We start from the raw sequence: 10,487 nt of genomic DNA, 5'->3' as shown, positions 1-10,487 counted from the left end.
CGCCACTGCAAGCGCGCCGAGCGCTTGAGCAATTTGAGGGCTCCGCGCCCGGCGCGCTTGCCCAAACCGAAACCCATGATTATCAAGATCAAACCCGCAGACTCTCGTTATGAACGAGGGACCGAAGGGGGGCAGGTCAGGCTGTAAAAGATGTCAAAACGGCGTCTGACATCGCTCAGATCGGATTTGTGCTCAAGGTGAACAGCCTCAACTTCCGCGAGCATACCGAGATATTCGACCTCGGCCTGGGTAATGGTCCATTGCATGTTGTCGGAACTGGCGGTTTCAAGCAGACGCAGGTCTCTTGCCACGTGAATTGCCATCAGCGTCACCACGCAAAAGACAACAAAGCCGGTCACGATCGCAAGGATCAGACCGGCTCTGAAGCGTCCGTGAGTGGTGGTGGACAAGAAAAAATTCCGTTCAATCAGGCCGGTGTATCGCAAACCGCTCTACTGCACTGCCTCGATTCTGTCGAGTTGCCAGATGCTGCGGGTATAGATTTGTTCCGATCTGTAGACGTCGTCGCTGTCATATGGATACACGATCCACAGCGGCCCCTTGTTGCGCAGCGACATATGCGCTCCGTTCAACTCATACGCGATAATCGGACCACCATCGACGGCATCAGACACCGGTATATCAGTGGAGTAATCGTTCATGGCTACCGCATGCAGCGTACCGCTCTCGATACCAAGCAGATCTGTCAATGCGACCAGAGACGCTCCGCGGAACCGCTGGACACCATCCGTCCAGAGCGTCGTCGTCTCGATCACGGTACTGTCGAGGGCCTCGAGCATGGCCATGTCGAACTCGGCAGTCTCGCCTTGGTTGGTCACCTTGATCGCGCCGGAAACAACCAGAACCACCGGCCCCGAAGGCGCGGCGAGACCATTTCCGCTCGCAGCCGAAACGGTAACGACCAAACCCACCAGAAAGGCCGAAGAGACCTTCCAGAACCGATGAAACATACGATGTCTCCCAACGAACTCCCTGTACAGTATGCCACAGATGAACTTCGCCCGCATCAGAGAATACGTATATGACACTACCCCTTGGTATAGGTGATTTCGTTCCGGTCCCTTCGAAGATAGCAAAGGCAAAGGCCGCATCATCAAGGCCGCGTTCATCAGACGTTCATATTCCATTTATGCCCTTTCCATCTCTGCAAGGCATATTATCCTACTGGGCTTAAATACCGTTGGTTCACAGAAGCAACCGACAAGCAGGGGATCGTCTGTGGCAAAGACTGGAATTAGGTCAGCGCAACGCAGGTTGGGCATTTGCAGCTACTTGACCTGCGTCGTTTTGTTGGCTTTCACCTTTCTTCTTGGCGACAGCCATTTCAACAAGGCAGCGGCGCAGACTGCAAGTTTTCGGTCTGTCGATACAAATTCCGACGGTGTCTTGAGCTTGAGCGAGCTGACCGCCGCATTTGGACAAGCTGGCGCACGCAGTCTGCTTGAGGACATCGATCAGAACCGCGACAACCGCATCACCATCATCGAATTGCGTATGGGGGCAAAAAACAGGGGAGGTGACGCCGGTGGCCGCGCCGGTCAAGAAAATCGGAACCAAGATCGGGGTGATCGCGGGACCGACAATGGAACAGATGGGGACGACGGCCGCGGCGGCGATGACGGTGGTGATGGCGACAGTGACGGTGGTGATGGCGACGGCGACGGTGGTGATGGCGACGGTGGCGGAGATGGTGATGGCGATGGCGATGGTGGTGATGACTGACCGAGGACCCTCATTCGCTCATTCTGCTTGACCGTCCACAAGAGAACTCCGGAGATCGGACTTGTTGTAACCGGGTTTCGAGCTGAAGCGTTGGTCTGACAAGGTGTTCATTTGCCGTTCATCCGATTGCATGGCATCCCGTCATTCCCCTTTGCAATTCTCCTCATATCAAATCGGCAAAACGGTTTCACTGAACAGCCAGATACGGAGTAAAGCATGACACATTTTTCCCAAATCTCTTCCGTCGCCTGCGAAAGCGCAAAATGGGCATTTACAACCCGCAGGGTCGACCGGTCCGACGTACATGGGCTTTCTATGCAGATTGACGCCGCAAAAGCAGGAGATCTTATACTCTGCGAGATTGCCGAGATCGGTCATCACAAGAAAATCCAGTTGGCGGAGCGTCGCGCCTCGGTCAGCTACCCGGGCGATTACGTCGTCCTTTGCCTGGGCGACCGATACGCACCGGACCAGTTTCTTGCCAGTGCCGTGATTGATGACGATCTTATCGATCTCGTCGCTGGCGGTGGCATTGCCGGTCGCGTGGACGCCGCCCATGATAACATGGAAGACCCGACACGATTGAAACTTGTCGGCCTTCTGACCAATGCAAAGGGCCAGGTGATCAACGTGGCAGACTATGCACTGCCATCACTGCCGGCGAATGACCAGGTAACGGTCATCGGTGTCTTCGGGGCATCGATGAACTCCGGCAAGACAACGGCCGCATCAAGCCTTTGCCACGGGCTTATGCGTTCCGGATATGCCGTCGCCGGGGTCAAGGCCACCGGAACTGGCGCGTTTGGCGATTTCAACAGCTTTGAGGACGGCGGGGTCCCGGCTCTTGATTTTACAGACGTTGGCATGGCCACCACATATCGTATGCCACTCGAAGCGATCGAATCCGGTTTCGATACTTTGGTTGCAACCGCAGCATCGCGCGGCGCTGAGATCGTTGTGGTCGAGATCGCCGACGGTGTCTTCCAGCAGGAAACGCGGGCAATATTGCAATCTTCGCGCATCCGGGACCGGTTGGATGGCATCCTGTTTGCCGCACCGGATGCGCTGAGCGCCCTGGGCGGGGTGACCGTTCTGGAAAAGGCAGCTCTTCGTCCCTTCGCGATCTCCGGAATGGTCAGTTGTTCGCCACTGGCCGCTACCGAGGCGGCGGAGGTCACCAGCATTCCGATATTGTCGCGCGAAAATCTCTGGTCGCCTGCGATCATCGCCCAACATGTAGCACCGCTCATGCGGCATAAGACGGTGAACGTGGCCGCATGACCGCCCTCACGAAACTCGCCACGAGGGATCGCATCGTCGATGCGGTCCTCCTCACTCTGTGCGGTATCGTGCAGGCGGTTGCGCTCGCGTTTGCGGCATTTGCGACACGGGACGCCTTTGCCGCGCTTCATGCAGGCAAAGCTCTCGCAATGAGCACTGTCCTGCAACTGGCAATATCTGGTGGGGTTGCAGCCGCCTGCCTGTTTCTTTCACGATATCGCGCGGAAGCGTTGGGCCAAAGCTATGCCATCTCATTGCGCCGCACGCTCTACAGGCATATAGCCCGGCTTCCGAAATCGCGGCATGAAAAACGCCGGGTTGGCGCGCTATCGTTGCGATTTGTCGGCGACCTGTCTGCGGCACGCATCTGGTTTGGTCGTGGATTACCGGATGTCCTGTCCGCATCGATTGTCATTCCGGGGGCTGTCTCCATTCTGTATTTTCTCGATCCCGTGCTGGCGGTCTATGGCATGGCCTCGCTCGGTTGTGCACTGCTCGCCATGGGGTTGCTGGCCTGGCATCTGGCCCGCCGACACCAGAAGCTGCGCCGGAAACGTGCCAATATCGCGATCTCGATGATCGAGCGCATCGCAATCGCGCCCGAACTGGACCTGATGGGCCGCACCGACCGCGAACTTCGCAATCTCGACAAACAGGGCGCATCGCTGCGCCGCGACGCGCTGGCACGACGCGGCAGGACAGCCGGTCTGCAGGCCATATTGCAACTGGGTGTGGCGATGACCGGCCTACTGATGCTGTGGCAAGCCGGCCAGGCGGGCATTGCGCCAGCCACGGTCGCTGCCAGTCTTTCGGTTCTGGCGTTGATCGCCCTTCCGTTGCAGAACCTTGCCGGGGCGTGGGACCATTATTGCGCATGGAGCGTGGCGCGCGAGAAGGCCGAAAACCTGCTCTCGGAGCCAGACGTAACGCGAATTGCGGAGAGCCAACCCGATCCCGTTACCATCGAAGTCACCGGGGAACTTGATCGCATGCCGGTCTCGTTCGTCGCACCGCCTGGCGCAATCTCGACGCTGAAAGGCAAAAATACAAACAGACTCGCACGCATCATTGCCGGGCTCGACACAGGCGATGATATAGATGTTTGTTACGACGGTCGGGATAGATCTCCGAAAGTCGCGTTTATCGGAGACGTTCATGTCGGACTTCAAGGCAGTTTGCGCCGATCCGCGACATTGATGTGTCCGAAACGACCGGACGATCAGAGGATCGCAAAGGTCCTGCGGGCCTTTGGTCTGTCTGACCTGCTTTCGGCCTCCGGTGGCCTTGATCAACGGTTGGCCGAGAACGGCAAGGGTCTTTTACCAATTCAGACCCTGCGCATAGATCTGGCCCGCGCTGTTCTGGGCAAAGCTGATGTTGTTGTCATCTCTTCCATCAGGTGGGCGTCTTACCGGCATCAGCACACTGAACTGCTCGATGCTTTTCGGGAACTGTCTTCGGCCACTATCATATTGGCCGAAGACACGGTTCCGCTTAATCTGGAACAGGATTCAACGGTCACCTGATATGCGTTCATCTATTCTGTTCGGAATTTACGCCGCTGTACTGGTCGGTTTTTTGTGCGGGTTAGCAGGCCTGACCCTGTACAGCCTTGATAAAGCCCGGTGGTGGGATGCCCGGATATCTCTGGCACAGGAATCCTATGGCCTGCACCTGAGGCTTGAGGCAGACCTGTACCGCCTGTTCAAACAACACGGTGACGCCCTTCTGATCGGCGACCGGGACGACGGGGTCAGAAAGACAGTACTGCAGGAGAAAATCGCCCAGACTTTGAATGCAATTCGAATGAATATCGCGCGGGAAATCCAGATGGTGGGCGAAGAGGAGTTCGAGGAACTGGAGCTTCTCGATGAGATCGAGGACGATATAGAAGCCGTCAATGCGGCTATCGCGAAGCTCTCAGAAGAGGGTAGCCCGATCGAGACATTTATCAGGATCGAGCGCCTGGCCGCCCTTCTGGATGGCGACATTGATGATGAGCTTGATAAAAAGATCCAGACCGCCCTTGATGAGGAACTGGAAGAGGTCGACGAAGTGTTGACCGCGGCCGCCACCTTCAGGAAATGGAATGAACGATTGGTTTACGTGATCGTTCTTGCGGCAATCGGTGTGTTGCTGGTCGCACTTGTTTCATTCAACCGTCAGATCAGAAAGCCCCTTATTTTGCTGGCCGACGGTATTGGCCACTTGCGTAGCGCAGACTATTCCAGGCCCGTGATCCTTGGTGGTAGCCGCGAGTTCAGGGAATTGGGCACTTTGCTGAACAACATGGCGGAAGGTCTGGCCGCGCGCGAAGCAAGCCGCGCCGAGCAAAAGAGGCAACTTGAGGCTACCGTAGCAGCCAGAACGGCCGAGCTTCAGCGACTGATCGACAGGCTTGAGATGGGCGAGGAGAACCGCAAACGTTTGATGGCTGACATCAGCCATGAGCTGCGGACGCCACTGGCAATTATTCTCGGCGAGGCCGACGTGACCCTGCGGACATCGCACACTCTATCAGAGGATGTTTCAGACTCACTCGCCCGCATTCGGGATTCTGCAAAACACACCAACCAGATCGTTGATGATATGCTGACCGTCGCGCGGTTTGAGGCCGGTCAACTCAGACTGGATCGCAAGGAAACCGACCTGCGAAAGGTGGTGCATGATGCCGTGGCGATGTTTCCCGAGCCGGTCCAGGTCGAAAGCCCTGAAGGGAGGGTGATGGCGTTGATCGATGAGGTCAGGGTTCGTCAGTCCGTGCTCGCGTTGCTGCAGAACGCCCGGCGATACGGAGGCCCGACAATAAGAGCAATTCTGGAGGATGGGCTCTCGTCTTGCACGATCACCATCGAAGATGACGGGCCCGGCCTGAGCGCCGCAGAAAAATCCCAGGTATTTGACCGATTCTTTCGGGGGTCGAATGCCTCGGGGCAAGGGATCGAAGGTAATGGTCTCGGGCTTCCGGTCGTGAAATCGATCGTCGAAGCTCATTCCGGCACAGTTGACCTTCAGGACCGCCAGGAGGGCGGGCTCAGAATCATCATAAGCCTGCCAAAGTCACCACAGTTTAAAATTGTTCAAACCGATCTACTTCGAGAAACGGGCTGATGCTCGCCAGACCGCTTGCAAAACATGTCGCGCGACCGGCAAGGACCCGCAGCCTCGCAATGCCGCGATTTCAAACGTACGAATAGTTGAGACACAGGATGAATATTCTACTTGTCGAGGACGAAACACGCGTAGCTGATTTCATTCGTCGCGGATTGTCTGCCGAAGGCTGGTCTGTTGATCATGCGCCAAGTGGCGAAGATGCATTGGAGCACGTGGCGGCAGGAAATTATGATGTCATATTGCTGGATCTGATGTTGCCGGGAATCCAGGGGCAAGATGTGTGTCGCAAGTTGCGCGCCAGGAAATCAAAGACCCCTATCCTCATGTTGACCGCATTGGACAGCCCCGAGGAACGGGTTGAGGGCCTGAAGATCGGCGCGGATGATTATCTCCCCAAGCCTTTCGATTTTGACGAACTCGTCGCCCGGGTCGAGGCATTGCACCGCCGCGCCAACAGCTATGCGAACGATCTGAGTGAAACGGTGATAACATGCGGAAACCTCACATTCGACAGACGCTCACTTCAGGTTTCGGTTGATGATCAGGAAATCCTGTTGTCCAAGAAAGAGCGCGACCTGCTTCTTCTGTTTCTGACCAATGTCGGGCGCGTACTGTCCAGAGAGCGGATCTTGAATTCAGTCTGGGGCATCAATGAAGATCCCTTGACCAATGTTGTCGATGTCTATGTCGGTCGCCTCAGACGCAAAATCGGGAAAGAGGGTCAGAGAATCGTGACACTCAGAAACGTCGGCTATCGTATGAGTTGAGGCATCCACTTAACCTTCTTTTCGTGCAGTTTTGAGAAGGAGGTACATTGTATGGGACGATCATCGACAGCGAAGTAAATCGTGCTGCGTGATACGGCGACAAAGATTGCTCAGAAACGCCTGAGCGTTCTGGAATTGGTCAGAGAACTCGGCAACGTCGCTGAAGCCTGCCGACAACGGGACATGGACCGCACCAGTTTCTACGAATAGAAACGACGGTTTCAGACCCGAGGATTTGTGGGTTTGAAAGGTAACCGCCCGATTTGAACCGCCTGCTCGCATGTCCCGTTGATTGATAAGAGACGTCCATAATGACGTCATTAAAGACGTCTCCTTCAGGGAGGCAGGGATGCGGGGCGAAATCCTGGGCGTGGAACGTCGGCGCCGATGGAGCGACGAAGAAAAATTGGCGATTGTGCTTTCGGTCGGGGTGAACGGCGCGACGGTATCGCAAGTCGCACATCGGCACGAGATCAGGCGGCAGCAGATTTATGCCTGGCGATACGAGCTGAGGAAGAAGGGGCTTCTGACGCCTGACGACACGGCGCTGTTCTTGCCGGTCGATATTGCACTGCCGTCCGGACCGCCAGAAGCCTGCGTCCCTGACGCGAGCTCGGCGCTGATCGAAGTGGTTCTGCGCGAGGGCCGCAGCCTCCGGGTCGATGCCCGTGTGGACGCGGCGATGCTGACCCGTTTGATCCAGGCGGTGGAGGCGGCATGATCGGCCCGGGCACCGGCGTTCGGGTCTACCTGGCCTGCGGTCACACTGATATGCGCAAGGGTATCGCGGGCCTGTCCGCCATCGCGCAGGACGCCCTGCGGCAGCGGCCATCGAACGGTGCCGTGTTCGCGTTTCGGGGGCGCCGAGGCAACAGGGTGAAACTTTTGTATTGGGATGGCCAGGGATTTTGCCTGTATTACAAAGTCCTCGAGAAGGGGCGTTTCCCATGGCCCGCGGCAACGGATGGCAGCGTGCGTCTGACCGCCGCTCAATTGGCCATGCTCTGGGAGGGGATCGACTGGCGCAGGCCGGATTGGGGCACGCCACCAGCCCGGACGGGCTGATTTATCTCTCTGGAATCGTTTGTTTTTATGGCGTCTGATCTGGGAGGATGGTATCCACCACCATGCCCGTAGAAGCCACGCCTCTCCCCAATGACCCCGCCGTTCTGAAGGCGATGATCGCCGCGTTGCAGGCGGAAAACCAGAAGATGTCCGCCAGTTTGCGGGCGCATGATCTGCTGGTTCAAGCGCTGCGCGTCCGGATTGCCAGATTGCAGAAGCAGAAATTCGGCTCCAGTTCGGAAAAGATCGAGCGGGAGATCGAGCAACTGGAACTGGCGCTGGAGGACCTGCAGGTTGCGCTCGCCGAGGCGGATGAACTGCCGCCGGAAGGCGACGATGAGCCGGAGACGGACAACCAGACCCCGGAACCAGCCGAACCGCGGGAGTCGAGGCGCCGTCGTCCGAAGGTGTCGCAGGACACGCCGCGCGAACGCCGCGAGCTTGACCCCGGCGACAGTTGTCCGGATTGCGGGGGCGATCTGCGTGTGGTCGGGGAGGATGTCAGCGAGCTGATCGACATGATTGCAGCCCAGCTGAAGGTCATCGAGATCGCGCGTATCAAGAAATCCTGCCGGCGCTGCGAGCGTATGGTTCAAAGCCCGGCACCCAGCCGTCCGATCCCACGGAGCATGGCGGGCCCGAACCTTCTGGCTTATGTGCTGACCTCGAAGTTCGACGACCACGTGCCGTTGTATCGTCAGAACGAGATCTTCGCCCGCATGGGGGCAGACATCCCGGACACGACCCTGGTCGACTGGTGCGGCGGGGCAATGAAGACGCTGGCGCCGCTGATCGAGAAGATCGAGGCCGAGATCATGGCCAGCAATCTTCTGCACGCAGATGACACGCCCATCCGGGTTCTCGATCGCGGCCGCCGCGACAAGGGGCTCGGAAAGGGCGTCAAGAAAGGCCGGATCTGGGCCTATGTCCGGGATCAGCGCCCATGGGCGGGCACGGCCCCGCCCGGTGCGGTCTACCGGTTCGCCCCGGACTGGAGGGAAGAGCACGTCCTTGCCCATCTCGGCGAAACCCGCGGCATTCTCCAGGCCGATGGCTACAAGGGCTATGCCAAGCTCTATGCCGCCGATCCGGACGGCAAGAGCCAGTTCCGGGAAGCCGCGTGCTGGGCGCATCTTCGGCGCGACTTTCACGATGTCTGGACCGCGACGAAATCCGCAATCGCGCGCGAGGCGCTCGACCGTATCGGCAAGCTCTACGACATCGAACGGGAAATCAGCGGCAAGCCTGCCGAACTGCGGCTGGCCGTGCGCCAAAAGGAAAGCAAGCCCAAGGTTGATGCGTTCCGGGACTGGGCCGAAAGGCAGCTCACCCGTATTCCCGGTAAGAGTGATCTGGCCAAGGCGTTCCGCTACGGGCTGAGCCGCTGGGCTTCATTCACGCTGTTCCTGGAGGACGGGCGCGTGGCCATCGACAACAATCCCGCCGAGCGCGCGCTGAGACCCATTGGCCTCGGAAGGCGGAACTGGCTATTCGCCGGCTCGGACACCGGTGGTGAAACCCTCGCTCGCGCCATGACCGTGATTGAGACCGCCAAGTTGAACGGGCTCGATCCGCAGGCCTACCTCGCCGACGTCTTGGATCGCATCCACGATCACATGAACAACCGCCTGGCCGAATTACTCCCTTGGAATTGGAGCCAGACGGATCAATCACGCGACGAGGCCGCGTGATGTCCGCAACGACCTACGTGTGCTCCATCGCACATGTCGCCACCCGCCTGGGCGAAGATCCCGAACTGCTCGAGGCCATCGTCAGCAACGACGACAACCTAACCTACGGCAATATCGTCAGCGTTCATGTCGGGCACGACGACTACATCACCGCGCTGACCGACGAAGGCATCGACGAGATACGTGATATGCTCGCATCCGCACGCGTGTCCGTCGAAGAGTGGCACAGCTTCCTCGACGACTTCGTCGCCGAGCGGACATTATTGCCCGCGTCAAGGACCAGCCGCTGCGGTAGAAATCGGGCGCTTACTTTGAAAGACCTGCCTCCGATCTACAAGAGCCATCTGCGGACAACCACGCCGGAGCTAGAGCATCCCGCCATTACCTGAGACATATCCGGCAGCGCGGACAGGTGGTCGACAGCACCCGCGCCGTGGCGGCCTTGATGCCCCCATGCGCATCGCCGATCGCCAGCTTCACGCCGGAGAGGCCGCAGCTGACGAGATCGCGCGGAAACTCCGTCCGGAACGGCTCCGCATCGGAAGCGCCGATCGCCATGCCCAGCACTTCGCGGCGGCCAAACAATCTTGAAAACGCAAGATACGCTTCCGTCAAAGACTGAACGACTACCGGCTGGCGCCGGTAGGATCAGCGATGTGCTGTTCCGGGTACTGAAGCAGGATGTCTTCGGTGATGGCACCGTTGGTGGTTGAAAAGGACCCTCGCCCCCAAAACCGGCAGCCCCAGTAGCGCTTTCAGATGGCTGGAAACTCCCGTTGCACCTTGTGGAACGAACGGCCCTTCATCTTGCGCACCAGATCCGAGA

11 protein-coding genes and 2 pseudogenes are annotated in these 10,487 nt (G+C 58.3%); 10 read left to right on the top strand and 3 right to left on the bottom strand.

Annotated features, from left to right (window positions below; all coding sequences use genetic code 11):
• Positions 1 to 107: 107 nt before the first annotated feature.
• Positions 108 to 410, bottom strand: a complete 303-nt coding sequence (locus AB9K34_RS00265) for a hypothetical protein (protein WP_369952495.1) — start codon at positions 408 to 410, stop codon at positions 108 to 110.
• A gap of 42 nt (positions 411 to 452) precedes the next feature.
• Positions 453 to 971 (bottom strand): oxidoreductase, encoded by a 519-nt coding sequence (locus AB9K34_RS00260; RefSeq protein ID WP_369952494.1) that lies wholly within the window; start codon positions 969 to 971, stop codon positions 453 to 455.
• A gap of 322 nt (positions 972 to 1,293) precedes the next feature.
• Here AB9K34_RS00260 and AB9K34_RS00255 point away from each other — a divergent pair, with 322 nt between their 5' ends.
• From AB9K34_RS00255 to AB9K34_RS00210, 10 genes and pseudogenes are all read left to right on the top strand, one after another.
• Positions 1,294 to 1,743, top strand: coding sequence for a hypothetical protein (locus tag AB9K34_RS00255; protein WP_369952493.1), 450 nt, complete (start codon positions 1,294 to 1,296; stop codon positions 1,741 to 1,743).
• A 216-nt stretch (positions 1,744 to 1,959) separates the two neighbouring features.
• The gene (locus AB9K34_RS00250) at positions 1,960 to 3,024 is read left to right on the top strand and encodes a hypothetical protein (protein WP_369952492.1); all 1,065 of its coding nucleotides are present in this window, start codon (positions 1,960 to 1,962) and stop codon (positions 3,022 to 3,024) included.
• Positions 3,021 to 4,550 (top strand): ABC transporter transmembrane domain-containing protein, encoded by a 1,530-nt coding sequence (locus AB9K34_RS00245; RefSeq protein ID WP_369952491.1) that lies wholly within the window; start codon positions 3,021 to 3,023, stop codon positions 4,548 to 4,550. Before AB9K34_RS00250 ends, AB9K34_RS00245 begins: the two co-directional genes overlap by 4 nt.
• Before the next feature lies 1 nt (position 4,551).
• A complete protein-coding gene (locus tag AB9K34_RS00240; protein WP_369952490.1) occupies positions 4,552 to 6,135 on the top strand; it encodes an ATP-binding protein in 1,584 nt (527 codons plus the stop codon).
• 98 nt (positions 6,136 to 6,233) lie between these two features.
• Positions 6,234 to 6,905: a response regulator transcription factor gene (locus AB9K34_RS00235; protein ID WP_369952489.1), complete on the top strand. Its 672-nt coding sequence runs from the start codon at positions 6,234 to 6,236 to the stop codon at positions 6,903 to 6,905.
• A gap of 78 nt (positions 6,906 to 6,983) precedes the next feature.
• Positions 6,984 to 7,112 (top strand): annotated as a pseudogene (locus AB9K34_RS00230) (IS481 family transposase); the annotation flags it as partial.
• A gap of 142 nt (positions 7,113 to 7,254) precedes the next feature.
• The gene (locus AB9K34_RS00225; RefSeq protein WP_369952488.1) at positions 7,255 to 7,626 is read left to right on the top strand and encodes a transposase; all 372 of its coding nucleotides are present in this window, start codon (positions 7,255 to 7,257) and stop codon (positions 7,624 to 7,626) included.
• Positions 7,623 to 7,970 carry an IS66 family insertion sequence element accessory protein TnpB gene (gene tnpB / locus AB9K34_RS00220; protein ID WP_369952487.1) on the top strand — a complete coding sequence of 116 codons (348 nt, stop codon included), beginning with the start codon at positions 7,623 to 7,625 and terminating at the stop codon, positions 7,968 to 7,970. The genes AB9K34_RS00225 and tnpB overlap by 4 nt, the downstream gene beginning before the upstream one ends.
• A 62-nt stretch (positions 7,971 to 8,032) precedes the next feature.
• Entirely contained in the window at positions 8,033 to 9,661 is a 1,629-nt protein-coding gene (locus tag AB9K34_RS00215) for an IS66 family transposase (RefSeq protein ID WP_369952486.1), read from the top strand.
• Positions 9,661 to 10,050 (top strand): hypothetical protein, encoded by a 390-nt coding sequence (locus tag AB9K34_RS00210; protein WP_369952485.1) that lies wholly within the window; start codon positions 9,661 to 9,663, stop codon positions 10,048 to 10,050. Before AB9K34_RS00215 ends, AB9K34_RS00210 begins: the two co-directional genes overlap by 1 nt.
• 4 nt (positions 10,051 to 10,054) lie before the next feature.
• Here AB9K34_RS00210 and AB9K34_RS00205 read toward each other — a convergent pair.
• Positions 10,055 to 10,240: pseudogene (locus AB9K34_RS00205) on the bottom strand (transposase); the annotation flags it as partial.
• Positions 10,241 to 10,487: the final 247 nt, after the last annotated feature.

It is taken from the genome of Sedimentitalea sp. XS_ASV28, assembly GCF_041224545.1.
In the GTDB taxonomy this organism is placed as follows: domain Bacteria; phylum Pseudomonadota; class Alphaproteobacteria; order Rhodobacterales; family Rhodobacteraceae; genus Sedimentitalea.
The sequence above is the reverse complement of the archived record's forward strand: the minus strand, read 5'-3'. Positions and strand labels throughout refer to the sequence as shown.

What these genes read in the sequence shown, in the direction of transcription:
- AB9K34_RS00260 (WP_369952494.1), bottom strand. Translation starts at nt 971, where the DNA reads ATGTTTCATCGGTTCTGGAAGGTCTCTTCGGCCTTTCTGGTGGGTTTG.
- AB9K34_RS00250 (WP_369952492.1), top strand. Translation starts at nt 1,960, where the DNA reads ATGACACATTTTTCCCAAATCTCTTCCGTCGCCTGCGAAAGCGCAAAA.
- AB9K34_RS00245 (WP_369952491.1), top strand. Translation starts at nt 3,021, where the DNA reads ATGACCGCCCTCACGAAACTCGCCACGAGGGATCGCATCGTCGATGCG.
- AB9K34_RS00240 (WP_369952490.1), top strand. Translation starts at nt 4,552, where the DNA reads ATGCGTTCATCTATTCTGTTCGGAATTTACGCCGCTGTACTGGTCGGT.
- AB9K34_RS00235 (WP_369952489.1), top strand. Translation starts at nt 6,234, where the DNA reads ATGAATATTCTACTTGTCGAGGACGAAACACGCGTAGCTGATTTCATT.
- AB9K34_RS00225 (WP_369952488.1), top strand. Translation starts at nt 7,255, where the DNA reads ATGCGGGGCGAAATCCTGGGCGTGGAACGTCGGCGCCGATGGAGCGAC.
- tnpB (WP_369952487.1), top strand. Translation starts at nt 7,623, where the DNA reads ATGATCGGCCCGGGCACCGGCGTTCGGGTCTACCTGGCCTGCGGTCAC.
- AB9K34_RS00215 (WP_369952486.1), top strand. Translation starts at nt 8,033, where the DNA reads ATGCCCGTAGAAGCCACGCCTCTCCCCAATGACCCCGCCGTTCTGAAG.
- AB9K34_RS00210 (WP_369952485.1), top strand. Translation starts at nt 9,661, where the DNA reads ATGTCCGCAACGACCTACGTGTGCTCCATCGCACATGTCGCCACCCGC.